General features: G+C 58.2%; 20 protein-coding genes. 15 read left to right on the forward strand and 5 right to left on the reverse strand.

The annotated features are described in order from the left end of the window. Positions 1-300 precede the first annotated feature (300 nt). On the reverse strand, positions 301-906 hold the full coding sequence (locus ACQR3R_RS00645; protein ID WP_259500846.1) for a TetR/AcrR family transcriptional regulator: 606 nt from the start codon (positions 904-906) through the stop codon (positions 301-303). A 191-nt stretch (positions 907-1,097) separates the two neighbouring features. Here ACQR3R_RS00645 and ACQR3R_RS00650 point away from each other — a divergent pair, with 191 nt between their 5' ends. The 5 genes from ACQR3R_RS00650 to ACQR3R_RS00670 all read left to right on the forward strand — a co-directional run bounded on the left by ACQR3R_RS00650 (position 1,098) and on the right by ACQR3R_RS00670 (position 10,981). Beyond that, positions 1,098-2,225, forward strand: a complete 1,128-nt coding sequence (locus ACQR3R_RS00650; RefSeq protein WP_428269975.1) for an efflux RND transporter periplasmic adaptor subunit — start codon at positions 1,098-1,100, stop codon at positions 2,223-2,225. Between the two features lie 13 nt (positions 2,226-2,238). Next, complete coding sequence (locus tag ACQR3R_RS00655) at positions 2,239-5,319, forward strand: efflux RND transporter permease subunit (RefSeq protein ID WP_428269976.1); 3,081 nt, start codon at positions 2,239-2,241, stop codon at positions 5,317-5,319. Next, the gene (locus ACQR3R_RS00660) at positions 5,309-8,428 is read left to right on the forward strand and encodes an efflux RND transporter permease subunit (protein WP_428269977.1); all 3,120 of its coding nucleotides are present in this window, start codon (positions 5,309-5,311) and stop codon (positions 8,426-8,428) included. Before ACQR3R_RS00655 ends, ACQR3R_RS00660 begins: the two co-directional genes overlap by 11 nt. Continuing rightward, the gene (locus tag ACQR3R_RS00665; RefSeq protein ID WP_428269978.1) at positions 8,429-9,982 is read left to right on the forward strand and encodes an efflux transporter outer membrane subunit; all 1,554 of its coding nucleotides are present in this window, start codon (positions 8,429-8,431) and stop codon (positions 9,980-9,982) included. Positions 9,983-10,066: 84 nt separating this feature from the next. After that, positions 10,067-10,981 (forward strand): DUF808 family protein, encoded by a 915-nt coding sequence (locus tag ACQR3R_RS00670; protein ID WP_428269979.1) that lies wholly within the window; start codon positions 10,067-10,069, stop codon positions 10,979-10,981. Between the two features lie 256 nt (positions 10,982-11,237). Here ACQR3R_RS00670 and ACQR3R_RS00675 read toward each other — a convergent pair whose 3' ends face one another. Beyond that, entirely contained in the window at positions 11,238-12,026 is a 789-nt protein-coding gene (locus tag ACQR3R_RS00675; RefSeq protein ID WP_428269980.1) for an MlaA family lipoprotein, read from the reverse strand. After that, positions 12,019-13,317 (reverse strand): hypothetical protein, encoded by a 1,299-nt coding sequence (locus ACQR3R_RS00680; protein WP_428269981.1) that lies wholly within the window; start codon positions 13,315-13,317, stop codon positions 12,019-12,021. Before ACQR3R_RS00680 ends, ACQR3R_RS00675 begins: the two co-directional genes overlap by 8 nt. Before the next feature lie 223 nt (positions 13,318-13,540). Between ACQR3R_RS00680 and ACQR3R_RS00685 the strand changes: the two genes are divergently transcribed. Further along, positions 13,541-13,909 (forward strand): hypothetical protein, encoded by a 369-nt coding sequence (locus ACQR3R_RS00685; RefSeq protein ID WP_428269982.1) that lies wholly within the window; start codon positions 13,541-13,543, stop codon positions 13,907-13,909. A gap of 79 nt (positions 13,910-13,988) precedes the next feature. Here the strand turns inward: ACQR3R_RS00685 and ACQR3R_RS00690 are convergent, their stop codons facing one another. Then, positions 13,989-15,542 carry a glycosyl hydrolase family 17 protein gene (locus ACQR3R_RS00690; RefSeq protein ID WP_428269983.1) on the reverse strand — a complete coding sequence of 518 codons (1,554 nt, stop codon included), beginning with the start codon at positions 15,540-15,542 and terminating at the stop codon, positions 13,989-13,991. 341 nt (positions 15,543-15,883) lie between these two features. Between ACQR3R_RS00690 and ACQR3R_RS00695 the strand changes: the two genes are divergently transcribed. The 5 genes from ACQR3R_RS00695 (at position 15,884) to ACQR3R_RS00715 (ending at position 21,217) form a co-directional block, all read left to right on the forward strand. Continuing rightward, on the forward strand, positions 15,884-16,735 hold the full coding sequence (locus ACQR3R_RS00695) for a glycine betaine ABC transporter substrate-binding protein (protein ID WP_428269984.1): 852 nt from the start codon (positions 15,884-15,886) through the stop codon (positions 16,733-16,735). Between the two features lie 294 nt (positions 16,736-17,029). After that, positions 17,030-17,341, forward strand: a complete 312-nt coding sequence (locus ACQR3R_RS00700; RefSeq protein WP_131061562.1) for a DUF485 domain-containing protein — start codon at positions 17,030-17,032, stop codon at positions 17,339-17,341. Further along, the gene (locus tag ACQR3R_RS00705; RefSeq protein WP_428269985.1) at positions 17,338-18,996 is read left to right on the forward strand and encodes a cation/acetate symporter ActP; all 1,659 of its coding nucleotides are present in this window, start codon (positions 17,338-17,340) and stop codon (positions 18,994-18,996) included. The genes ACQR3R_RS00700 and ACQR3R_RS00705 overlap by 4 nt, the downstream gene beginning before the upstream one ends. Positions 18,997-19,433: 437 nt before the next feature. Further along, positions 19,434-21,104 carry a sodium:solute symporter family transporter gene (locus ACQR3R_RS00710; protein WP_428269986.1) on the forward strand — a complete coding sequence of 557 codons (1,671 nt, stop codon included), beginning with the start codon at positions 19,434-19,436 and terminating at the stop codon, positions 21,102-21,104. After that, complete coding sequence (locus tag ACQR3R_RS00715) at positions 21,086-21,217, forward strand: putative transporter small subunit (protein ID WP_428269987.1); 132 nt, start codon at positions 21,086-21,088, stop codon at positions 21,215-21,217. The genes ACQR3R_RS00710 and ACQR3R_RS00715 overlap by 19 nt, the downstream gene beginning before the upstream one ends. Before the next feature lie 129 nt (positions 21,218-21,346). Here the strand turns inward: ACQR3R_RS00715 and gltA are convergent, their stop codons facing one another. Continuing rightward, on the reverse strand, positions 21,347-22,636 hold the full coding sequence (gene gltA, locus ACQR3R_RS00720; protein ID WP_123510544.1) for a citrate synthase: 1,290 nt from the start codon (positions 22,634-22,636) through the stop codon (positions 21,347-21,349). Between the two features lie 363 nt (positions 22,637-22,999). Between gltA and sdhC the strand changes: the two genes are divergently transcribed. The 4 genes from sdhC to ACQR3R_RS00740 are packed head-to-tail and all read left to right on the forward strand — an operon-like array spanning position 23,000 to position 26,231. Continuing rightward, on the forward strand, positions 23,000-23,374 hold the full coding sequence (gene sdhC / locus ACQR3R_RS00725) for a succinate dehydrogenase, cytochrome b556 subunit (RefSeq protein WP_054615726.1): 375 nt from the start codon (positions 23,000-23,002) through the stop codon (positions 23,372-23,374). Beyond that, positions 23,368-23,736, forward strand: a complete 369-nt coding sequence (gene sdhD / locus ACQR3R_RS00730) for a succinate dehydrogenase, hydrophobic membrane anchor protein (protein WP_047531886.1) — start codon at positions 23,368-23,370, stop codon at positions 23,734-23,736. Before sdhC ends, sdhD begins: the two co-directional genes overlap by 7 nt. 3 nt (positions 23,737-23,739) lie before the next feature. Continuing rightward, positions 23,740-25,515 carry a succinate dehydrogenase flavoprotein subunit gene (gene sdhA, locus ACQR3R_RS00735; RefSeq protein ID WP_428269988.1) on the forward strand — a complete coding sequence of 592 codons (1,776 nt, stop codon included), beginning with the start codon at positions 23,740-23,742 and terminating at the stop codon, positions 25,513-25,515. 11 nt (positions 25,516-25,526) lie between these two features. After that, positions 25,527-26,231, forward strand: coding sequence for a succinate dehydrogenase iron-sulfur subunit (locus ACQR3R_RS00740; protein WP_428269989.1), 705 nt, complete (start codon positions 25,527-25,529; stop codon positions 26,229-26,231). The last annotated feature ends 155 nt before the right edge of the window (positions 26,232-26,386 follow it).

Here is a 26,386-nt window from a genome sequence, read left to right on the forward strand (position 1 = left end):
TGGCTCCCACAGGGTATTTGTGGTTGCAGGAGCTGCAGTGTGGAGTCCAGCAGGTTGGCTCCCACAGGGTATTTGTGGTTGCAGGAGCTGCAGTGTGGATCCCAGCAGGCAGCCTCCCACAGGGTACTTGTGGTTGCAGGGGCTGCAGTGTGGAGTCCAGCAGGCTGGCTCCCACAGGGTATTTGTGGTTGCAGGAGCTGCAGTGTGGAGTCCAGCAGGTTGGCTCCTTCTACAGAATGGTGGATCAAAGGTGATCCCCTGTGGGAGCCAGCCTGCTGGCGATGAAGCCGACGCGGTGTATCAGTCTGGCTCACACCCTTTCAACACCAACCGGATAATCGTTTGCGCTGCGGCCTCGTAATCCGCTTCGTCGAGCTTCGCTTTGCCCGTCACTGCCGAAATCTGCCAGTCGAAGTCGGCGTAGGTCTGGGTGGCGGCCCAGATGCTGAACATCAAGTGGTTGGGGTCGATGGTGGCTATCTGGCCGCGGTCGATCCAGGTCTGGATGCAGTCGATGTTGTGCTTGGCCTGGCTGTTGAGTTGCTCGACCAGGTCGGGGCTCAGGTGCGGGGCGCCGTGCATGATTTCACTGGCGAACACCTTGGAGGCGAAGGGCAAGTCGCGCGAGATACGGATTTTCGAGCGGATGTAGCCACTCAGCACTTCGCTGGGTACGCCATCCGGGTTGAAAGGGGTCGAGGCCTGCAGAATCGGCTCGATGATACTTTCCAGGACCTCGCGGTAGAGGTTCTCCTTGGATTTGAAGTAATAGTAGACGTTGGGCTTGGGCAATCCCGCCTTGGCTGCGATGTCACTGGTTTTGGTCGCAGCGAAGCCCTTGTCGGCAAATTCTTCACTGGCGGCACGCAGGATCAGTTCTTTGTTGCGCTCGCGGATAGTGCTCATAAACCAGGTGGTTCCTTGCCTGTACTGGCGGTTGCGCATGGTAGCACCGGCCTCGCGCGGCGCTCAAGAATGCCTGGTCGGGCTGCTCGTCGTATCAGTCTGTCGCCCGCCTGAACAAACGTGCCGTCGATCTGGCTGCCATCGCAGGCGCTGCTAGAGTCTAGGCAGCGATCAGGTGGGAAGTGGCAGCGATGGATAAACGCAGGCGGGGCAAGTTCTTGCTGGTTATCGGCGTGCTGCTGTTATTGGCGCTTGCCTTGTGGTTGTACCTGATCAGCGCGCAGCACAAAACCAGACCACCGCCCCCCGCCGAACCGGTGGCTGCGGTCGCCGTCAAATTGCAGGACGTGCCGGTGTACATCGACGCGCTGGGCACGGTCACACCGACCCGCAGCGTGACGGTGATCAGCCAGGTCAATGGCATTCTCAGTTCAGTCGAATTCAATGAGGGCCAGCAAGTGCGCAAAGGCCAGGTCATCGCCCGCATCGATGACCGCGCACTCAAGGCGCAACTGGCGGTGGCCAAAGGCACGCTCATGCATGATCAGGCGCTGCTGAGCAATGCGATGCGCGATCTTGCGCGTTATCGCGAGTTGATCAAGGTTGGCTCCACCACCCAGCAAACCCTCGATACCCAAGCCTCCCTGGTGCAACAACTGCAAGGCACGGTCGCCTCGGATCAGGGTAGCGTGCAGAACCTTGAGGTGCAGGTCGGTTACTGCACAATTACCTCACCGGTCGATGGCGTGGTCGGCTTGCGCGGGGTAGATCCTGGCAACTACGTCACCACCAGCAGTACGACCGGTATCGCAGTCATTACCCAGATGACCCCGGCGACGGTGATCTTCGCCGTGCCCGAAGATGACTTGGGGGCGATCAATCAGGCGATGGCCAAAGGTGCGGTCACCGTGCTGGCCTACGATCGCAACAAGCACAGTTTGCTGGCGACCGGCAGCCTGCTGGCGCTGGACAATCTGGTGGACACCAGCACCGGCACGATCAAGGTCAAGGCCCAGTTCGATGATTCGGGCACGGCGCTGTTCCCCAATCAGTTCGTCAATGCCCGGCTCAAGGCCGACACGCTGGCACAAATCACCGTGGTCCCGACCCGGGCGATCCAGCACGGCAGCAAGGGCGATTTCGTGTTTGTGGTGGTCGACCCCGGCAACAAGGTCAGCCTGCGCAACGTCAAGACCGGGCCGGCCACGGGCGACGTCTCGGCGATTCTCGACAATGGCGTGAAGCAAGGCGAGCGGGTGGTCACCGAGGGTGCGGACAAACTGGATGACGGCTCGGCGGTGAAGGTCGTCGCACAGTGAGGAAGTGCCAGTCATGAACGTCTCGCGCCCTTTTATCGAACGCCCGGTGGCCACCACACTATTGATGGTGGCGGTGTTGTTACTCGGGTTGCTCGGTTATCACCTGCTGTCAGTGTCGGCGTTGCCAGAAGTCGATTACCCGACCATCCAGGTGTTTACCCAATACCCTGGCGCCAGCCCCGAGGTCATCAGTTCGTCGATCACCGCACCGCTCGAGCGTCAGCTCGGCGAGATGCCGGGGCTCAAGTCGATGAACTCCACCAGCTCCGACGGCGCATCGGTGGTGACCCTGCAATTCGATTTGTCGTTGTCACTGGACGTCGCCGAACAGGAGGTGCAGGCCGCGATCAACGCCGCCGGCACTTTCCTGCCGGCCAACCTGCCGTATCCGCCGGTGTACAGCAAGGTCAACCCGGCCGATGCGCCGGTGCTGACGCTGTCGCTGACCTCCGACGTGTTGCCGCTCACCAAGGTCGAGGACCTGGCGGACACGCGTCTGGCGCAGAAGATTTCGCAAATTACCGGCGTTGGCCTGGTGACCATCAGTGGCGGCCAGCGCCCGGCCGTGCGGGTCGAGGCCAACACCTCGGCGCTGAACAACCTGGGGCTGTCCATTGATGACCTGCGGACCTCGCTGGGCACTGCCAACGTCAACCAGGCCAAGGGCAACATTGATGGCAAATACCAGGCGTATTCCATCGGCAGCAACGACCAGTTGCAGTCAGCCGAGGAATACCGCGACCTGGTGATCGCTTACAAAAATGGCGCGCCAATCCGTCTGTCGCAGATTGCCACTTCCACCCAAGGCCCGGAAAACCCGCGTCAGGCTGCCTGGACCGACAGCACGCCGTCGATTGTGCTCAATATCCAACGCCAACCCGGCGCCAACGTGATCGACGTGGTTGATCGGGTGCAACAACTGTTGCCCAAGCTGCGCGCCAGCCTGCCGGCCACGCTCAAAGTCGCGGTGCTCACCGACCGCACGCAAACCATCCGCGCTTCGGTCACCGATGTGCAGTACGAACTGGGCGTGGCGGTGCTGTTGGTGGTGATCGTGATTTTCCTGTTCCTGCGCAATGTCCCGGCGACGATTATTCCTGCCGTGACGGTACCGCTGACGCTGGTGGGTACGCTGGCGGTGGCCTACGGCCTGGGGTTTTCCCTGAACAACCTGACGCTGATGGCGCTGACCATCGCCATCGGTTTTGTGGTCGATGACGCCATCGTCATGATCGAAAACATCACCCGCTACATCGAGGCCGGCGACTCACCGATGGAGGCCGCGCTAAAGGGCTCGGAACAGATCGGGTTCACCATTATTTCGCTGTCCATCGCACTGATCGCGGTGATGATTCCGCTGCTGTTCATGGGCGACGTCGTAGGGCGGCTGTTTCGCGAATTCGCCATGACCGTGGCGGTGACCATTGTTATCTCGGCCCTGATTTCCCTGACGCTGACGCCGATGATGTGTTCGCGGATGCTCAAGCACAAAAAGGAAGAACGCCGGGTCGACTTTTTCGATCGCATCAATGGCTATTACGTCAAAGGCCTGGATTGGGTGCTGCTGCACCGTGGCCTGACCCTGATTTCAGTGGTGCTCACCGCGCTCCTGACGTTGTTGATTATTGTGATCATGCCCAAGGGTTTTTTCCCCGCGCAGGACACCGGGCTGATCCAGGGTATTTCCCAAGCGTCGCCGACCATTTCCTTTCAGCAGATGCAAGTTGAACAACAGCGGCTGGCGGCGCGCATTTTGAAAGATCCGGCGGTGGCGAGCCTGTCGTCTTTCGTGGGTATCGATCAGACCAACCCGACCATCAATCAGGGCAACCTGCTGATCAACCTCAAGCCACATGGTGACCGTGACAGCAGTGCGGTGGTGATTCGTCGGCTGTCCGATGCCAACGATGACGATGCCGGGATTCGCCTGTACCTGCACAGCGTGCAAGACCTGACTCTCGATGCCACGGTGTCGACCACCAGTTATCGTTTGGGCCTGCAGGCCACCGATCCTGACGAACTGGAGTTATGGACCAACAAGCTGTTGGCGGCGATCAAGCAAGACCCGATGTTCACTGACGTGCAAAGTCAGGCAATGCAGTTCGGCAATCAGATTCAGCTGAACGTCGACCGTGCCACCGCTTCACGTTTGGGCGTCACGCCGCAGGCCATCGACGATGTGCTGTACGACGCTTTTGGCCAGCGTCAGGTGTCGACCATTTACACCCAGCTCAACCAATATCACGTGGTGATCGCCACCGATCACCCGCCGCGCAATCTGGCCGACCTGCTGACCGGGCTGTACGTCGACATCCCGTCGGGTGGCGTGGCGCCGCTGTCGAGTATGGCGACCATGCAAGTGATTCGGGCGCCGGTGACCCTCAATCGACTGGGCCAATTTCCCTATGCCGATGTGTCGTTCAACCTGGCGCCGCGCCAAACCCTGGGCGCTGCCGTAACGCGGCTTCAGGACATCGAAGCCAAGGCTGGCCTGCCGCTGTCGGTGCAGGCCAATCTGGAAGGGGCGGCGGCGACGTTTGAGGCGTCGCTGTCCAATCAGGTGTTCCTGGTACTGGCTGCTGTGATCGTGGTGTACCTGATGTTGGGGGTTCTGTATGAGAGTTTCGTGCACCCGGTGACGATTCTTTCCACCTTGCTATCGGCCGCGCTGGGCGCATTGCTGGCGTTGCTGATCACCGGTACGCAGTTCGACATCATCGGTTTGATCGGCATCGTGCTGCTGATCGGTATTGTCATGAAGAACGGCATCATGATGGTCGACTTCGCCCTGGAGCTAGAACGCAAGGGCGGGTTGGACCCGGTGGCGGCGATCCGTCAGGCCGCCGAGCTGCGATTCCGGCCGATCCTGATGACCAGCATGGCCTCGTTGTTCGGCGCCGTACCGTTGGCTCTTGGCACCGGGATCGGTTCCGAACTGCGGCACCCGCTGGGGATCGCGATCATTGGTGGCCTGCTCTTGAGCCAGTTGCTGACACTGTTTTCGACGCCGGTGATCTTCCTCGCGATGCACGGCCTGGAGCGGCGTTTCAGTCGTCGGCCGACTGCGGTTGAGGCCTACCGCGATGAACCTTAGCGCGCCGTTTATCCAACGCCCGATTGCCACCACGTTATTGGCGGTCGGGCTGGCGTTGTTTGGCGTGCTGGCGTTCAACCTGTTGCCGGTGGCACCGCTGCCGGAAGTGGATTTCCCCACCATCAGCGTGCGCGCCTCATTGCCGGGCGCCGACCCGAGTACCGTGGCGTCATCGGTGGCGACGCCGCTGGAGCGTCAGTTCGGGCAGATCGCCGGGGTCACCGAGATGACCTCCGCCAGTTCACTGGGGGCGACGCGCATCACGTTGCAATTTGACCTCAGTCGCGACATCGACGGTGCCGCCCGAGACGTTCAGGCCGCGATCAATGCCGCGCGCAGTAACCTGCCCAGCGATTTGTCCGGCAACCCGACCTATCGCAAGGTCAACCCGGCCGACTCGCCGATCCTGATCCTCGCCCTGACGTCGGACAGCGCTACTCGTGGCCAAATGTATGACGTGGCCTCGACCCTGCTGGAGCAACGTCTGTTGCAGACCACCGGCGTCGGCGACGTGACGGTTGGTGGCGCGTCATTGCCAGCGGTACGCATAGACCTCAACCCGGATCGGCTCAACCGATATGGCGTCAGCCTGGAGCAAGTGCGCCAGGTGATTCAGGCGTCCAACGTCAACTTGCCCAAGGGCTCCGTGTCGGTGGGCGACCGCTCCTATGGCCTGAAAGCCAACGACATGCTTTACCAGAGCACGGACTACGGGCCGCTGGTGGTCAAGCAAAGCCATGGCGATCTGGTGCGTATCTCGGACTTGGGCGAGGTCACCGAAGACGTCGAAGACCTGCGTAACTACGGCTTGTCCAACGGTAAACCGGCGGTGCTGCTGGTGGTGTTCAAGCAACCGGGGGCCAATGTGATTGATACGGTGGACGCGGTGAAGGCCGAACTGCCGTTCTTGCAAAGTTCGATTCCGTCGGCGATCAAGATCAACACCTTGATGGACCGCACCACCACCATTCGCGCGTCGTTACGTGACGTCGAGTTGACGTTGTTGATCTCGATTGTCCTGGTCACGCTGGTGACCTTCGCGTTTTTCCGCGACTGGCGCAGCACGCTGGTGCCGGCGATTGTTGTGCCGCTGTCGCTGCTCGGCACGTTTGGCGTGATGTATTTTCTGGGCTACAGCCTGAACAACCTGTCGCTGATGGCGCTGACCATTTCCACAGGTTTTGTGGTGGATGACGCCATCGTGGTGGTCGAAAACATCATGCGCCACCTGGAAAAGGGTGAAACCCGGGTGCAAGCAGCGCTGGCCGGGGCGCGGGAGGTCGGGTTCACAGTGATGACCATCAGCGTCTCGCTGGTGGCGGTGTTTATTCCGCTGCTGCTGATGGGCGGGATTGTCGGGCGCTTGTTTCGCGAGTTTTCCATTTCACTGTCGGTGGCTATCGTTATTTCGATGGTGGTTTCACTGACGGTCACTCCGATGCTCGCAAGCGTGCTATTGCGCACCAAGGGGCAGACGGACAGTGACAGCGAACACCCTGATTCACGTTTCCACCGCTTCTACGATCGCACGCTGGGCTGGGTGATCGAGCACTCGTTTTTGATGGGCCTGACCACGTTGCTGGTGATCGTATTGGCCTGTGTCCTCTATGTGCTGGTGCCCAAGGGCTTTTTTCCGCAGGAAGACACCGGACGCATGTCTGGCAGCATCATCGCTTCGCAGAGCATCTCGTTCGGCGCGATCCAGTCGAACTTCAGCGAGATCAATCGCAAGGTGCTGACCAACCCGAATGTCGCCACGGTCGGCGGCTTTGTCGGTGGTGGCGGCGGGATCGGCGGAGCGGTCAACAGTGCGCAGTTGTTCATCACCCTAAAACCCTTGTCCGACCGCCAGGACAGTGCCGATCAGGTCATCGCCCAGGTGCGCAAGACGCTCGGTGAGATGCCCGGCACGCGCCTGTACCTGCAGTCTGCTCAGGACATCATGGTGGGCGGCCGGCAGAGCGGGGCGCAGTACCAATACACCATGACCGCCGATGACCAGAGCACACTGGATGAGTGGGTGCCCAAAGTGGTGGCGGTGCTGCACACGTTGCCGCAACTGACCGACATCAACACCGACCAGCAAGACAACAGCCTGATGGCCAGCGTGACGGTCAATCGTGATGCGGCGGCGCGGTTGGGGGTGAGCATGTCGGCCATTGACCAGACGCTGTACGACGCCTTTGGCCAGCGACAAGTGTCGACCATTTACCGTTCCGCCAACCAGTACCACGTGGTGATGGAAGTCGCACCGCCGTATTGGTCCGATCCTGCGGCGCTCAAGGGAATCTATGTGCCGGTGGGCGCAGCTACCGCCACCACCCGAGGCAGTGCCGCGGCGCCCAATCTGGGTAACACCGCCAAGCAGTTGGTGCCGTTGTCGGCAATTGCCGATTACTCGGTGGGGCGCACGGCCATTTCCATCAGCCATCAAGGCACCTTTCCGGCGGTAACGGCTTCGTTCAACCTGGCGCCGGGCGTGTCTATCGGCCAGGCCACGGGGTTGGTGTCGAATGCCGTGGCGCAGTTACGAATGCCGGCCAGCGTCGTTGGCCAGTTTGCCGGCACGGCGCAGGTGTTTCAGTCGTCGGTGGCCAGCGAGCCGTTGCTGATCGTCGCCGCGCTGCTGTCGGTGTACATCGTGCTGGGCATGCTCTACGAGAGCCTGGTTCATCCGTTGACGATTCTTTCGACGTTGCCCTCGGCGGGCGTTGGCGCGCTGATCGCATTGCTGCTGACCGGTACCGAACTGTCGATCATTGCGCTGGTGGGGGTGATATTGCTGATCGGTATCGTCAAGAAAAACGCGATCATGATGATCGACTTCGCCATTACCGAACGCCGGGAGTTTGGCTTGACCGCCAAGGAAGCGATCCGCCGCGCCTGCCTGATTCGTTTCCGGCCGATCATGATGACCACGCTGGCGGCGATTCTTGGCGCATTGCCACTGGTACTCGGCACCGGATATGGCTCCGAACTGCGGCGGCCGCTGGGCATTTCGATTATTGGCGGGTTGGTGTTCAGCCAATTGCTGACGCTGTACACCACCCCGGTGATTTACCTCTGGCTCGACCGGGCGTCGCAACGCCTGCGGCGCAAGGAGCAATAAATGAATGGTCGTAAATCCCTTGTAGCAATGGCCGAAGCCCCTGTGGGTGCGGGCTTGCTCGCGAAGGCGTCAGGTCAGGCACTACCGAAGTTGAAGGTTGATCGGCATTCGCGAGCAAGCCCGTTCCCCCATTTGATGGCGCTGATTGTTGCGATCAGCTTGAGCGGCTGCATGGTCGGGCCGGACTACCAGAAGCCCACCATCGAGTTGCCGATGACGTTCAAGGAAGGCGCGCAATGGCAGCGTGCGCAGGCCAATCCGCAAGGGGCGCTGGACAGTCAATGGTGGCAGGCCTATCAGGATCCGGTGCTTAACAACCTGATCGTGCGCTCGGCCAAGGCCAACCAGTCGATCGTTGCTGCCGAGGCGGCTTATCGATTGGCGCAGGCGCAAGTGGCGTCGAGCCGTGCCGGGTTGTGGCCGACCGTTGGCGTAGGTTTGTCTGCCGCGCGCGGTGTCGGCGGGGGCGCAAGTGGCAGCACCACCAGCGGCCTGACCGGCGTCAGTACCGGCGGTGTCGAGCAGTCGGTGAGCGCCACACTGAGCGCCAGTTGGGAACCTGATTTGTGGGGCATGGTGCGCCGGGGTATCGAGTCGAGTAACGCAACGCTGCAGTCGTCCGATGCACTGCTGGCCGGCGTCCGGTTGTCTATTGACGCCAGTGTGGCCACCAACTATCTGGCATTGCGGCAACTGGACATCGACATCGACCTGTTGCAGAAGCAGCAAACCATCAACCAACAATTGCTGGAAATGATTCAGGCGCAAACCGTTCAGGGCACGGCAACCAACGACCAGTTGCTGGTCGCGCAAGATCAATTGGCAACCGTGATTGCCGACCTGCAAACCTCGCAACGTTCCCGTGAGCAGGCCGAGCATGCGCTTGCGGTGTTGGTGGGCGTTGCGCCGGCGCAATTCAATTTGCCTGCCTTGCACAGCTACAACTTTGTGCTGCCCATGCCGCCGCCCACCCTGCCGTCGAGCCTGTTGCAGCGGCGCCCGGATGTGGTCTCTGCCGAGCGCGTGGCGGCTGCGGCTAACGCGAAAATCGGTGTCGCCGAAGCGGCGTTCTTCCCGACGCTGGACCTGACCGCCGAAGGTGGCTACCGCGGCACCGCGCTGGGTGGCCTGTTTTCCTTGCCCAACCGAATCTGGACCCTTGGCCCGGCGCTGGCCGAAACCATTTTCGACGGCGGCGCCCGGGAAGCGGCGAAGCAACAGGCGCAAGCAAGCTACGATCAGGATGTGGCCAATTACCGGGGCACGGTGCTCAGCGCACTGCAAAACGTCGAGGACAATTTGTCGGCGATTAATCATCTGCACGTACAAGCGCAATCCTATCAACAGATGTATCAGCGCAATCAGCAACTGTTCGGCAGCCAGGAGGCGCAACTGAGTGCGGGTACGGTCAGCCGGCAAGCGGTACTGACCCAACAATTGGTGTTGCTGCAAGCCGAGCAGAACTGGCGTGATACGCAAGGCCTGCTCAGCCAGGGCAGTGTGGCGCTGTTCCAGAGCCTGGGCGGCGGGTGGCAGGTGTCGGCGGATCACTGAGGCGTCTGACTTTCAGTGACCTTATGTAACGGGCATCGGGCGCGTTATGCTCCGCGCACTTTATTTGTGTAGGGAAGCCTGACCATGGCAGGAAGCAGTTTGCTGGTGCTGATCGACGACATCGCCGCAGTGCTCGACGATGTGGCGCTGATGACCAAAATGGCCGCCAAGAAAACCGCCGGGGTGCTTGGCGACGACCTGGCGCTCAATGCCCAGCAAGTCAGTGGCGTGCGCGCCGAGCGGGAAATCCCGGTGGTGTGGGCGGTAGCCAAGGGCTCGTTTCGCAACAAACTGATTCTGGTGCCGTCCGCGCTGGCCATCAGTGCTTTTATTCCGTGGCTGGTCACGCCGTTATTGATGCTCGGCGGCGCCTACCTGTGTTTCGAAGGCTTTGAAAAACTTGCCCACACGTTTTTGCACAGTAAGCACGAAGACGAGACCGGGCATGCACAACGGGTTGAGGCGGTTGCCGACCCGGCCATCGATCTGGTGGCTTTTGAACGGGACAAGATCAAGGGCGCGGTGCGGACCGATTTCATCCTCTCGGCAGAGATTATCGCCATCACCCTCGGCACCGTCGCCGGTGCCTCGCTGACTCAACAAGTCATCGTGCTGTCGGGCATTGCGATCGTCATGACTGTCGGCGTCTACGGGTTGGTGGCCGGCATCGTCAAGCTCGACGATCTGGGCCTGTGGTTGACTCACAAGCCTGGTCAGATGGCCAAAAGCATCGGCGGCGCCATACTGCGTGCGGCGCCATACATGATGAAAAGCTTGTCGGTGATCGGCACGGCGGCCATGTTTTTGGTGGGCGGCGGAATTCTCACGCATGGCGTGCCGGTGATTCATCACTGGATCGAAAGTGTCAGCGCAAGTGCGGGTGGTGCCGGATTTATCGTGCCAACACTGCTCAATGCAGTGGCGGGAATTGTGGCAGGCGCGGTGGTGCTGGCCGGTGTGATGGTGGTTAGCAAACTTTGGAAAGCCGTAAAAAGTTGATAAGAGAAAGCTACATTCCTTTCAGAATCCTCCTACAGGGTGCTTTTTAGTGCTCTCGTAACATGCGCTCCGATGTTTGGGCCTCCCTCGTTGGAATTGTTATGTTCCTGATCTCGATGGGGACGCGCGGAACTATAGGTGTAAATCGCTACGGAGCGGATCCGCAAGAGCCGAAAATTGTCCACGGCTAAGTCAGTCAGTAGAAAAAAAGGCCATTCGATTTGCATCGAATGGCCTTTTTTTGTTGCCGATAAAGTTACTCGGCGATCTGCAGTTTGCGTGACTCGGTGTACACGTAGCGCACTTTCTCGTACTCGAACGGCGAGTTCAGCTGACCATAGCGGAAACTGGTCTGGTAGCGTTTGTCGACGCCACGCAAAACCCAGATTTCCGGATGGTTTTCGCTGACTTGCGAGACGTTCAGGAAGTTGATCGCCGATTCTGCGGTGAAGTCCACTGCCAGGCCTGCAGTGTCACGCAGGTTGGATGGGCCGAGGATAGGCAATACAAAGTACGCGCCGCCCGGTACACCGTAGAAGCCCAGTGTCTGGCCGAAGTCTTCGTTCTGGCGCGGCAGGCCCATGGCGGTAGCTGGATCCCACAGGCCGGCGATGCCAACGGTGGTGTTGAGCAGCAGGCGTGCAGTGGTCTCCATCGAACGCTGCCCTTTGAACTGCAGCAAGCTGTTCAACAGGTTCGGCACGTCGCCCAGGTTGTTGAAGAAGTTGCTGACGCCTGTGCGCAGGAAGCTCGGTGTGATGTAGCGATAGCCATCGACCACCGGCAGGAACACCCATTGGTCGAAGCGATAGTTGAAGTGGTAAACCCGACGGTTCCACTCCTCCAGCGGATCGTAGACGGCCAGCGCATTGAGCGTCGAGCGCTCAAACTCGCGCTGATCCAGGCCCGGGTTGAACTTGAGTTTGCTCAGCGGTTCCTTGAAGCCGTCACTGTCCACTACAACAGGTGCGTTGGCTTTGCTGTTGTCGGCATTCGCGACGCCTGCACAGAGTAACGCTGCGATAAGCAGGAGATATTTAGCCACGGAAGAACTCCAGCATGGCGTCGCTGTTGACGCGGTAGTTAAGGTTGCCGCAATGGCCGCCGTACGGGTAAACGGTCAAGCGATCACCAAACGTTTTGCGCAGGAAACCAAGGTCGCCAGGGCCCAGGATCACGTCATCGGCGTTGTGCATCACCGATATTTTAGGGCTGTCGTGCAGGTAATCCTTGAGTGCGTACAGGCTTACCTGGTCGATCAGTTGCAGCAGGCTGCCGCCGTCAGTGCGCGCGCGCCACATCGGGATCACCTGTTCGGTGATGTAGCAGTCGAAGTCGCATTGCAGCGCACGCTTGAGGAATGGCGTGAGGCTGGTGCCTTCGGTAATCGGGTATTTCGGTGGAGTGATCAGGCCGCGGCGGTTGATCAGGTCCGAAGTAAACGCAATGTCGGCCGCCGAGAAGCGGAACGACGTGCCAATCAGCATGGCCATTTGTTCATTGGTCAGGTGCTGTTTGGACTGCTGGAAGTCATACAGCAGTGCATCGTTGAGGTCGATGTAGCCTTTCTGCTGGAAGTAGCGGGTCAGCTTGTTCAACACCAGTTCATAAAAGGTGGTGCTGTTGTTGATGCCTTTAACCTCTGTTTGCACCAGCTTGTCGAGGTTGGTGATCGAGGTGTAGAGGTTGACCGGCGGATTGAGCAACAAGACTTTCTTGAAGTTGAAGCTGCGGCGGGTTTCATCCAGGTGCGCAACAAATGCGGCGTCCAGCGCGCCCAAGCTGTAACCCGTCAAGTAGTACTCGGTCACAGGTACGGTCGGGTTTTGTGCCCGCACGGCCTGCATCACGCGGTACATGTCTTCGGCATCTTCCTTGGTGATCCCAGGTGTAGCAAAGCGTGACGCGGCACTCATGAAGTCGAAGCTGGTCGGCGACGACAGCTGCACCACGTGATAACCGGCCTTGTAGTAGAGCTTTTTCAGGTATTCGTTGAGGCTGCTGTCATAGCGTGCGCCGGTGCCGGCAATCAGGAATATCAGCGGCGCCGGTTTATCTTGAGTGGCAATGCGATAGGTGAGCTTTTTCACGGGCCAGAAGTTGTCCGGCAGTTCGAATGCTCGCTCCGGACGCAAAGTGACGCTGCGGTCGGACTGGTGGATGTCGTCGTCCAGTGGCAGTTCCGGACGCAGGTCCGGTGGTGTCGTGGCAATGGTGGCCTCGAACGGGTTGGTCAAGGGATAGCCATAACTGGCAGCGTCGATGTCGACTGCCAGTGCGGACGCACTCAAAATAAGGCCGCCAAACAGGGCGGCGAAGCGCAAGGAACGGAGCATGACTAGATCCCTTAGAGAAAGGTGCCGAATGAAGTTCGCAGGCTATGACCACCGGGTATCCGCCAAAGTGCCATGCCTCGGCACCAATCAGGCCTAATTTGGGGTAATAGTAGCTGGACGATACACTTTGCGGCTGTTTAGTGAGCAATTATCTGTGACCGGCGTTTGCTTACCGCTGGCGGGGGATTAAGCTGGCCGCCGTTTTCGCTTATTGGAGTGCTTCATGTCCCGCCGCCTGCCCGTGATTTTGTTGATTGTCTTGCTGCCTTTATGGCTGGCCGCCAGTTATGGCGCACGTTATGGCTTCATGGAAGATGCACAGTGGGTCGGCATCTGCGTCGATGAAGCAAGCCGCTGGGAATGCCAGGTTCGCTCCAACCTTGGCTTGATGATCCACTTCCAGGTACTGGGCTGGGCAGCGGTGGCCACAGCGGTGATCAGCTTCGTGCTGCCGGGCCGGGCAGGGTGGTGGCTGGCCGTGCTGGCGTTAGTGTTCGGGTTTCCGGCATTGGCGTTGTACAACACCACGCTTGCGGTGTTTGCGGTGGTGATCGCCTGGTTGCGGTTAGTCAGGGCTTCCCGTAGCGCCTGAATAGTCCGTATTCGCGAACAAGCCCGCTCCCACAATGTGAGAGCGGGCTTGCTCGCGAAGTGGCCGGAAGCCGCGCGGATCAGTCCTTGCGGACTCGCAAACTGCGCCACAACGCCGCTACCATCAGCACACTCACCAGCGCCCAGCCCCAGGCTTGCTGGTTCTGCAAGCCTTCGCGGAACAGCTGCGGCGCAATGCCAGCGCCGATAATGAAGGTCAGCAGGGCGATTTCGCGGCGCGGCACGCTCACCGGGCGGCACAGGTAAACCAGCGCCGGCAGGATGAAAGCAACCGTGGCGAAGCTGCGATAACGCGGATCGAACACCATCTCAAGCATTATCACCGCAGCGGCAAACCCGGCCGCCGTCAGCATCCAGCCTGCCCGACGCTCCAGTGCGTTGAATGCCCGACCACGCCAGCCGTTGCGCGCGCTCAACGTCAGCGCGGCATGCGCCAGGATCAACACGTTCAACACGGTCAGCAAAGCGACCCATAACCACTCACTGGCAAAACGCGTGGTCACGCGCGCCAGGTCACCCCAGGCGCCGATTGAACACGCGGCCAATGCGCCCAGAAGGGGTAGAACCAGTGCAGCGCGAGTACTGCGCACGCGGCCACCGAGAATCAACGTGCCGAGGAAAATCAAACCGCCCACCGCCAGCCATTGCGACCAATACGGTACGTTCGACACCGGGCCTGCCAGCACGCCTTTGTCCTGACGATCCGCATCGAACAACCCCCAGTAACCACCCACCGCACCCTCGCTGGCGCGTTTCCATGGCTGGTCAAAGGCTTCGATCAGGTTGTAATGCCAGCCGCGCTGTTCAGCCATGGCTACAAAACCACGAATGAACTTGGCTTCGTTAACCCGGCTCGGCAATGCTGTTTCACGCTGGCGGCCTTCGCTTGGCCAGCCGGTTTCGCCAATCATCACGTCCTTGGGCGCAAATTTATTACCGAACACCTGGCGCACTTCGGCTACATGTTGCAGAGCGGCATCGATATTCGACGGATCATCTTCCCAATACGGCAGCAAATGGATGGTCAGGAAATCGACCGCCGGCGCGACTTCCGGGTGCTTGAGCCAGAACTCCCAGACGTCGGCATAAGTGACAGGCTGCTTGATCTGGCTTTTGACCTTGTTGATCAGCGTCGCCAATTGCGCGCCAGTGACTTCTTTACGCAGCAAGGCTTCGTTGCCGACGATCACGGAAGTGACGACATCCGGGTTGGCATTGGCCGAGGCAATCAGCAAGTCGACCTCTTTGGCCGTGTCCACCGGGTTGCTGTTGACCCATGCGCCGATCATCAGCTTCAGCCCGTGCTTGCGTGCCAGGTCTGGCAGGGCTTCGAGACCGGTCATGGAATAGGTGCGGATGCATTCGAAGCGCGTCGCCAGCAACGCGAGGTCAGCGTCCATGCGTTCGGGGCGCAATTTGAACGGGACGTCGAACGGCGACTGATCCTTGTCAAACGGGGTGTACGAAGCACATTGCAATTTGTGCGTCGCGCTGGCCACGTCTGGCAGGATCACCGGTTTGCCGAGGCTATACCAGAAGCCACCCAAGGCAAAAAGCCCAAGCAGGCAAGCGAACAGATAAGCAAAAAAAGGAAAGCGTGATGTCGCGGGCATGGTCAGGCCGTCTGGGAGCAAAGCCGGGCATGTTACCTGTATTTGTCATGGGCTTGGTGCCCCGCATGATTTTGACATGCAAAGTTCGGGCGGATTGGCCGGGGTATTTTTAGTGATCGCCGTTAATGGCTTTCTGATGTCGTTTCTCGATGGCTTGAGGTCGCTGACAGAGCAGGTCGTGCGTGGCGTGAGGTTGATTATCGGGGCGTCAGTGTTCTCATTGATAAATCGCGCTAAGTATCGAACAGGTTTGCGCTGAGGTGATGGGCGCGCTGTGCACCATAACAATACGTTGACGTCGCTCGGCATCCGTCGGGCGCAGCACTTTCGGGGAAGTAACGATGAAGATGCGACGACTTTTAGGCGCAAGTGCCGCACTGGTACTTGCGATGGGCTCCACATTCGCGAATGCCGAGAGCAAAACCCTGAGCATCGGTTACGTTGACGGTTGGTCCGACAGCGTTGCTACCACTCACGTGGCCGCTGAAGTGATCAAGCAAAAACTCGGTTATGACGTGAAGCTGCAAGCCGTCGCGACCGGGATCATGTGGCAAGGTGTGGCCACCGGCAAACTCGACGCCATGCTGTCTGCCTGGTTGCCAGTAACCCATGGCGAGTACTGGGCGAAGAACAAGGACCAGGTCGTCGATTACGGCCCGAACTTCAAGGATGCAAAAATCGGCTTGATCGTGCCCGAGTACGTCAAGGCCAAGAGCATTGAAGACCTGAAAACCGACGACAGCTTCAAAGGTCGTATCGTTGGCATCGACGCTGGTTCAGGCGTCATGCTCAAGACCGACCAGGCCATCAAGGACTACGGCCTGACCAATTACACCCTCAAAGCCAGTTCCGGCGCCGGCATGATCGCCGAGCTGACCCGTGCCGAGAAGAAAAACGAATCCATCGCGGTGACTGGCTGGGTGCCACACTGGATGTTCGCAAAATGGAAGCTGCGCTTCCTGGACGACCCGAAAGGCGTTTATGGCGCTGCTGAAACCGTAAACAACATCGGCAGCAAAGAGCTGGCAACCAAAGCACCGGAAGTGGCCAAGTTCCTGAAAAACTTCCAGTGGTCGTCGAAAGACGAAATCGGCGAAGTCATGCTGGCTATTCAGGACGGCGCCAAGCCTGAAGCCGCCGCCAAGGATTGGGTGGTAAAACACCCGGATCGCGTTGCCGAATGGATCAAGTAATTTGATCTAAGGCCTCTAGTCCGCACCTTTTAAGGCCCCTTGGCATTTATGCCCGGGGGCTTTTGCGTTTTTATGTGGGAGCGGGTTTGCTCGCGATGGGGCCGTTGCATTCAACATCATCGTTGACTGTCACATTGCCTTCGCGAGCAAACCCGCTCCCTCATTTATTTATTGTGTGCTTGAAAGTGGCAAAACTGTCATGTCGTTCTAATACTAAGGTCGTCTGGAACCAGTTCCGCAGCCGCATAAAGTGGATACGTTCTAACAATAATCTGTGCTGCGAGGATAAAAACAATGAACGACAGCATTTACCTCTCGATTCAAAACAGCCCGCGCTTCAAGGAGCTGGTTAGTAAACGAGAAAAGTTCGCCTGGATTCTTTCAGCGATCATGCTTGGGCTTTACTCCGGATTCATCCTTTTGATTGCCTACGGGCCGCATATACTCGGGGCCAAAATCAGTCCTGAGTCGTCGATTACCTGGGGGATACCGATTGGTGTCGGGCTGATTCTTTCGGCCTTTGTCCTGACTGCAATCTACGTACGACGCGCCAATGGCGAATTCGACGACCTGAACAATCTGATTCTCAAGGAGGCTCAGCAATGATCCGGCGTCTATTGGCTCTATTGAGCATCGCGGCCTTCGCGCCGGGCGTCTGGGCCGCTGAAGCCCTGACTGGCGAAGTTCACAAACAACCGCTTAACGTTGCCGCGATCCTGATGTTCGTGGTGTTCGTGGGCGCAACCTTGTGCATCACTTACTGGGCTTCCAAGCGCAACAACTCGGCGGCCGACTACTATGCGGCCGGCGGCAAGATCACCGGGTTTCAGAACGGTCTGGCGATTGCCGGTGACTACATGTCCGCGGCGTCCTTCCTGGGTATTTCCGCGCTGGTGTTCACCTCTGGCTACGATGGCTTGATCTACTCGATCGGCTTCCTGGTGGGCTGGCCGATCATTCTGTTCCTGATCGCCGAACGTCTGCGTAACCTGGGCAAATACACCTTTGCCGACGTGGCGTCTTACCGCCTCGGGCAAACCCAGATCCGCACGCTGTCCGCCTGCGGCTCGTTGGTAGTGGTTGCGTTCTACCTGATTGCGCAGATGGTTGGCGCCGGCAAGCTGATTCAGCTGCTGTTCGGTCTCGACTATTACGTCGCGGTGATCCTGGTCGGTATCCTGATGTGCATGTACGTGCTGTTTGGCGGCATGTTGGCGACGACCTGGGTGCAAATCATCAAGGCAGTGTTGTTGCTGTCCGGGGCCTCGTTCATGGCGCTGATGGTGATGAAACACGTCAACTTTGACTTCAACATGCTGTTTTCCGAGGCGATCAAGGTTCACCCTAAAGGTGAGGCGATCATGAGCCCGGGCGGTCTGGTGAAAGATCCGATTTCGGCGTTTTCGCTTGGCCTGGCGCTGATGTTCGGTACCGCTGGCCTGCCGCACATTCTGATGCGCTTCTTCACCGTGAGTGACGCAAAAGAAGCTCGCAAGAGTGTGCTCTATGCAACCGGCTTCATTGGTTACTTCTACATCCTTACCTTCATCATCGGCTTCGGCGCGATCTTGCTGGTGAGCACCAACCCTGCCTTTAAAGATGCTGCTGGCGCGCTGTTGGGCGGCAACAACATGGCGGCGGTGCATTTGGCCGATGCAGTGGGCGGCAGTATTTTCCTGGGCTTCATCTCGGCAGTAGCGTTCGCGACGATTCTGGCAGTGGTGGCTGGCTTGACGCTGGCCGGTGCTTCGGCGGTGTCGCATGACCTTTATGCCAGCGTGATCAAGAAGGGCAAGGCCAACGACAAGGACGAGATCCGTGTCTCGAAAATCACCACCATTGCCTTGGCAGTATTGGCGATTGGCCTGGGCATTCTGTTCGAAAGCCAGAACATTGCGTTCATGGTCGGCCTGGCGTTCTCCATCGCGGCGAGCTGTAACTTCCCGGTGCTGCTGCTTTCCATGTACTGGAAGAAGTTGACCACGCGCGGTGCGATGATTGGTGGCTGGCTGGGACTGGTGAGTGCCGTGGGCCTGATGATCCTGGGCCCAACCATCTGGGTGCAGATCCTGCATCACGAGAAGGCGATCTTCCCGTATGAATACCCGGCGCTGTTCTCAATGGCGATTGCCTTTGTCGGGATCTGGTTCTTCTCGATCACCGACAAGTCTGCTGCCGCTGATAAGGAACGGGCATTGTTCTTCCCTCAGTTTGTGCGTTCGCAGACTGGTTTGGGGGCGAGCGGGGCGGTTTCGCACTAAGGGTTCGCAGATTCATCTTTAAGCTGCACTAACGCTCAAATGCCCTGGTCGAGAGACCGGGGCATTTTTTTGCTCGCCGTTGACTGCCGGTGCTTTTGCGACACCCCACAGGTGTGTTCCACGCAACACACTTTACCCCAAGCCTGTATAGTCCTCGGCTGTCCGTGTCAGCGCCTTCGGTTTCTGATGCAGGACTCATCTTCCGGTTATTGACCGGCTCTTGCTGCAAGCACCCGGTAAGACGTGCTAGCGCACGCCTTACCTGCAGACATGGAGCGCTCGTTGCGCGCCGTCTCTTGTCAGCCTTCACGATACCAACCCCTCGGACCTCTGTTCGATGTTACCTGCCTGTCAGGACTCCGGGTTGTTCGCGCCCTGCCGCTATCGGACTGTCGTCCCCTCTGCAGTGGCTATGGCGCGTAAAAAAGGAGAAAGGAATGTTCCAACTTTCCACCCCCACCGTTTTGCTGCTTCTGTTCTGTTTTTATGGCCTGACCTTTTTGGTGTCGTTGCGCGTGGGTCGCAAAGACGAAAACGTCGATGGCTATATGGTTTCCAATAACTCAATTGGCTTTGGCATGGCGGCTGCCAGCATGACCGCCACCTGGATCTGGGCTGCCTCATTCTATGCTTCAGCCAGTTCCGGCTATAAATTTGGTATTTCCGGAGCGTTGCATTACGGCTTCTGGGGGGCGTTGATGATTTTGTTCATCTACCCTTTTGGCCGACGCTTTCGCGCACTGGCACCCAAAGCTCATACCCTTGCAGAGATCATGCACGCCCGTCACGGGCGCTCCAGCCAGATGATTCTGGCGGGATCCAATATCGTTGGCAGCATGATCAGTTTGATGGTCAATTTCACGGCTGCCGGCGCTTTGGTAGCAGTGCTCTCGCCACTGAGCTTTATTCATGGCGTTCTAATCGCGGGTTGCGGGGTGCTCGGTTACACCATTTGGTCAGGCTTTCGCTCGTCGGTCATGACCGATTTTGGCCAACTGATCGCCATGATCTTCGCCGCAGTGGTCATCATTCCGATGATCTTCTTCCAGTTAGGTGGTCCGGAAATATTCGCCCAAGGCATGCCGAACATTACTGCGGAGCAAGCAAGTTTCTATTCGAAAACCGCCATTTTGGAGCAGGGCGCTCCCTATTTTGTTGCGGTCTTGGCCTACGCCATCGGTAATCAAACGATAGCCCAACGGCTGTTTGCGGTGCGTGAAGACTTGATGAAGTCGACCTTTATCACGGCCACTATTGGTTATGCATCGATTGTGATTGGCCTGGGTATGCTCGGCTTTCTGGCATTGCTGGCGGGTGTGCAACCCGTGGGCGGTGACTTGAACAACCTGATCCCGCAAATGGCCTCGACTTACCTGCCGCCGTTTGCCGTCGGCTTGTTTTTCATCATGGTGATTGGTTCGTTATCGTCGACTGCTGATTCGGACTTGTCAGCGCTGTCCGCGCTGGTAATGACTGACGTGTATGGGAAAAACCTGGCCAACGGCAAACCTGACCCCAAAACCATGCTGTTTGTCGGGCGCTTGACCATGGTCGTAGCAACGTTGCTGGCCGTGGTGTTTGCCAGTCTCAAGCTGGACATTCTGACCATGCTTATTTTTGTCGGCGCGTTATGGGGCGCCATCGTGTTTCCGGTCATTGCCAGCCTGTATTGGGGGCGCATCACCAACGCCGCTTTCACCAGTGCAGCCATTGCGGGTTTCTTGATGTTTTTGATTGCGCGCTTTGAGGTTCTCGAACTGGAAGGCGCGGTCGCATTGTTTTTCGAGCTGTTTGCCTCTATCGGAGGCGGCGTAGTGATTGGGTTGATGGCCTTCGGTTTCTTTGGGCGCAAAGTGGGACTCACCCTGGGCGGGCTTGCGTTCTTGGCTCTAGCGCCGTTTGCGTTCGGCTTTTTGCGAGATTACCCGGTATTGCTTAGTTCACTGACCGCCTATGGCGTCAGTACGGTGGTTTGCGTCGTGGTGAGTTTGTTGTCTGACGAAACGTTCGATTTTGACTGCATCGGCGAGCGCGTCGTGGCCTTTCACTACAACACCGATTCCGCTACTGAAGACAAAGGAGTTTCCCCATGTCCAACTTCGCATTAACCCTCTACGTATTGATCTGGCCGGCCATTGCGGCGCTGGTGATGATCACTTTGTGCGTCAGCGTGTACCGCGACATGCGAAAGGCCCGACGTAACGGCACCGATCTGGTGTAGGTCTTTTCAACGCACGCGAGCTTGAAGCGCGTCTGTTTGCGCAGCGCACAAATCAAAACGGCCTCTTCTCTTATATAAGAGTCAGAGGCCGTTTGCGTTGCAGCTTAAGACATTATCGCAAGACAGGTCTTATTTGCGGTCTTCCAGCTTGGTGATGTCACGCGACTCGTAGCCGGTGTACAGCTGGCGTGGGCGGCCAATCTTGTACGGGCTGGAGAGCATTTCTTTCCAGTGGGAGATCCAGCCAACGGTCCGCGCCAAGGCGAAGATCACGGTGAACATGCTGGTTGGAATGCCGATCGCCTTGAGGATGATCCCCGAGTAGAAGTCGACGTTCGGGTACAGCGAGCGTTCGATGAAGTAAGGGTCGGTCAGAGCGATCTCTTCCAGGCGCATGGCCAGTTCGAGTTGCGGATCGTTCTTGATGCCCAGTTCCTTCAGTACTTCATCACAGGTCTGCTTCATCACGGTGGCGCGCGGGTCACGGTTTTTGTAAACGCGGTGACCGAAGCCCATCAACTTGAACGGATCGTTCTTGTCCTTGGCCTTGGCGATGAACTTGTCGATGTTCGACACGTCGCCGATTTCATCGAGCATGCTCAACACGGCTTCGTTCGCGCCGCCGTGGGCAGGTCCCCACAGAGCAGCGATACCGGCAGCGATACAGGCGAACGGGTTGGCGCCCGAAGAACCCGCCAGACGTACGGTAGAGGTCGAAGCGTTTTGCTCGTGGTCGGCGTGGAGGATGAAAATCCGGTCCATGGCCTTGGCGAGTACCGGGCTGATCGGTTTGATCTCGCACGGGGTGTTGAACATCATGTGCAGGAAGTTTTCCGCGTACGTCAGGTCGTTGCGCGGGTACATCATGGGTTGTCCCATGGAGTACTTGTAAACCATCGCTGCCAGGGTCGGCATCTTGGCAACCAGGCGGATCGCGGAAATTTCGCGATGCTGCGGGTTATTGATGTCGAGCGAGTCGTGGTAGAAGGCCGAGAGGGCGCCGACTACGCCGCACATGACGGCCATCGGGTGGGCGTCGCGACGGAAACCGTTGAAGAAGGTCTTCAGCTGCTCGTGAACCATGGTGTGGTTCTTCACGGTGCTGACGAACTGGGCCTTCTGTTCTGCGGTCGGCAATTCGCCGTTCAGCAGCAGATAGCAGGTTTCCAGGTAGTCCGACTTTTCAGCCAGCTGTTCGATCGGGTAGCCGCGGTGCAGCAGAATGCCGTTGTCGCCGTCGATATAGGTGATTTTCGACTCGCAGGAAGCGGTCGACATGAAACCAGGGTCAAAGGTGAAACGGCCCGTGGCCGTCAGGCCCCGAACGTCGATAACATCGGGACCAACGGTGCCGGTTAAAATGGGCAGCTCGACGGGGGCTGCGCCCTCGATGATCAACTGCGCTTTTTTGTCAGCCATGTGGCCTCCTATTTATGCTTGAAATCATCAGACAGACCCCCCACGCAGGGCCCGCACCACTATAGTGAGATAAATTCGAATGTCAATTTGCCTAAAGTCTTGCTCCAGAAGGCTTTAACCGGACTTTTTCCTCGAATTTGTCTGCCATTTACGCCTTTTATCCAACTTGTGCAATGAGCTATTTGGGGTAGGTCTACGCGTTGTCATTAGTAGCCTAACTGTCTATACTCGGCCTCCGACCGCCAGGGGCTTTTGGGCCTGCTTTATTGGGGGTCGCACTCCCTGGGTGGTGGGTACCTGACCAGTGCACTCCCCAACAACTTTGCCCTGATTGTTAGGGGCTCTTCAGTGTGAAAAAAAGCCGTGAATAGCCAACGACCTGTAAACCTAGACCTAAGGACCATCAAACTCCCAGTCACTGCTTACACGTCCATTCTTCACCGAATTTCCGGTGTCATCCTCTTTGTCAGCCTGGCCATCATGCTTTATGCATTGGACAAGTCGCTGAGCTCAGAAGAAGGCTTCGGTCAGGTGAAAGCGTGTCTGACCAGTCCGCTAGCCAAGCTAGTGATTTGGGGAATCCTGTCCGCCTTGCTGTATCACTTGGTAGCCGGTGTGCGCCATTTGATCATGGACATGGGCATCGGTGAGACGCTTGAAGGCGGCAAACTGGGCTCGAAAATCGTTATCGCCGTTTCCGTGGTGGTAATCGTTCTGGCAGGAGTTTGGATATGGTAACTAACGTCACGAACCTGTCGCGTTCGGGCCTCTATGACTGGATGGCACAACGTGTGTCTGCGGTCGTTCTCGCGGCTTACTTCATTTTCCTGATCGGATACGTCGTCGCCCATCCTGGCCTCGGCTACGCCCAATGGCATGAACTGTTCGCAAACAACTGGATGCGTATTTTCAGTCTCCTGGCCCTTGTTGCCCTCGGCGCTCACGCCTGGGTCGGCATGTGGACCATCGCGACCGACTACCTGACGCCAATGGCGTTCGGCAAGTCTGCGACTGCAATACGTTTCCTCTTCCAGGCGGTATGCGGTGTCGCGATGTTCGCGTACTTCGTCTGGGGTGTGCAGATTCTTTGGGGTATCTGATTCATGTCTACTACTGTTAATACGCTTTCGTTCGACGCCATCATCATTGGCGGCGGCGGTGCTGGCATGCGCGCTGCGCTGCAACTGGCACAGGGCGGTCACAAGACTGCCGTTGTCACCAAGGTTTTCCCGACTCGCTCGCACACTGTATCCGCTCAGGGTGGCATCACCTGCGCCATCGCCTCGGCAGATCCGAACGATGACTGGCGCTGGCACATGTACGATACCGTCAAGGGTTCCGACTATATCGGTGACCAGGACGCTATCGAATACATGTGTTCCGTAGGCCCGGAAGCAGTTTTCGAGCTCGAGCACATGGGTTTGCCTTTCTCCCGTACAGAACAGGGCCGCATCTATCAGCGCCCGTTCGGCGGTCAGTCGAAAGACTTCGGTAAGGGTGGCCAGGCTGCACGTACGTGCGCCGCTGCCGACCGTACCGGTCACGCATTGCTGCACACCCTGTACCAGGCCAACCTCAAGGCTGGCACCGTGTTCCTCAATGAATACTACGGTGTCGACCTGGTCAAGAACGAAGACGGTGCCTTTGTCGGCATGATCGTCATCTGCATTGAAACCGGTGAAACTTCCTACGTCCGCGCTAACGCCACCGTATTGGCGACCGGCGGTGCAGGTCGTATCTACTCGTCCACCACCAACGCCTTGATCAACACCGGTGACGGCGTTGGCATGGCTCTGCGTGCTGGCGTGCCGGTACAAGACATCGAAATGTGGCAGTTCCACCCAACCGGCATCGCCGGCGCCGGTGTACTGGTTACCGAAGGCTGCCGCGGTGAAGGCGGTTACCTGATCAACAAGCACGGCGAGCGTTTCATGGAGCGTTATGCTCCGAACGCGAAAGACCTTGCCGGTCGTGACGTTGTTGCGCGTTCGATGGTTAAAGAAATCATCGCCGGTAACGGTTGCGGTCCGGATGGCGACCACGTGATGCTGAAACTCGATCACCTCGGTGAAGAAGTTCTGCACAGCCGTCTGCCAGGCATCATGGAATTGTCCAAGACCTTCGCTCACGTCGATCCTGCCGTAGCGCCGATCCCGGTAGTTCCAACTTGCCACTATATGATGGGCGGCGTTGCCACCAACATTCATGGCCAGGCAATCACTCAGGACGCTGAAGGCGTTGACCAGATCATTCCAGGCCTGTTCGCTGTAGGCGAAGTGGCTTGCGTATCGGTTCACGGTGCCAACCGTCTGGGCGGTAACTCGCTGCTCGACCTCGTGGTATTCGGTCGCGCTGCCGGTCTGTTCCTGGAGCAGACCCTGAAAGAAGGCGTTGATTACGCTCGTCCTCGCCAGTCCGACATCGACGCTGCCCTGGCACGTCTCGATGGCCTGAACTCGCGCACCGACGGCGAAGACGTCGCTACCCTGCGTAAAGAACTGCAAAGCTGCATGCAGAACTACTTCGGTGTGTTCCGTACCGGCGAATACATGCAGAAGGGTATCGCTCAATTGGCTGATCTGCGTGGCCGTATCGCCAACGTCAAGATCAACGACAAGAGCCAGGCGTTCAACACTGCTCGAATTGAAGCCCTTGAATTGCAGAACCTGCTGGAAGTGGCTGAAGCAACGGCCATCGCCGCAGAAATTCGCAAAGAGTCCCGCGGTGCTCACGCTCGTGAAGACTTTGAAGAGCGCGACGACGTTAACTGGCTGTGCCACACCCTGTACTTCCCGGGTGAGAAGCGCGTTGCCAAGCGTGCCGTCAACTTCTCGCCAAAAACAGTCCCGACGTTTGAACCAATGATTCGGACTTATTAAGGGTGGCCGCCATGTTGCAAGTCAGTGTTTATCGCTACAACCCTGATCAGGACGCTGCGCCGTTCATGCAGGAATTCCAGGTCAATACCAATGGTAAAGACCTGATGGTGCTGGATGTACTGGCCCTGATCAAAGAGCAGGACGAAGGTTTTTCCTATCGTCGCTCTTGCCGTGAAGGTGTGTGCGGTTCCGACGGCATGAACATCAACGGCAAAAACGGGCTGGCCTGCGTCACGCCGTTGTCTTCTGTCGTAAAAGGTAACAAGTTGATCGTTCGTCCGCTGCCAGGTTTGCCGGTTATCCGTGACCTGGTCGTCGATATGAGCATCTTCTACAAGCAATACGAGAAGGTTAAGCCATACCTGCAGAACGACACGCCGGCTCCGGCCATCGAGCGTCTGCAGTCCCCTGAAGAGCGTGAAAAGCTCGACGGTCTGTACGAGTGCATCCTGTGCGCTTGCTGCTCGACCTCTTGCCCGTCCTTCTGGTGGAACCCGGACAAGTTCCTGGGTCCAGCCGCTCTGCTGCAAGCGTATCGCTTCCTGGCAGACAGCCGTGACACCAAGACTGCCGAGCGTCTGGCTTCGCTGGATGACCCGTTCAGCGTATTCCGCTGCCGCGGGATCATGAACTGCGTCAACGTCTGTCCGAAAGGCCTGAACCCGACTAAGGCCATCGGTCACGTACGTAACATGTTGCTGCAAAGCGGCGTGTGATACAGCTGTTGTACTGCAACACCGTTGCACCGTAGATGCTACGGCGCAGGCTTCAACCGGCGCCGTAGTTTTAACCTGAGCAGCAGCCCATAAAGCTGCGGCTCTTATTTTGAAGAAATGAGACAAGCAGGGGCATCCGGGCTGGTACCCGGACT

It is taken from the genome of Gordonia sp. IEGM753, from assembly GCF_050321825.1.
Classification (GTDB): Bacteria; Pseudomonadota; Gammaproteobacteria; order Pseudomonadales; family Pseudomonadaceae; genus Aquipseudomonas.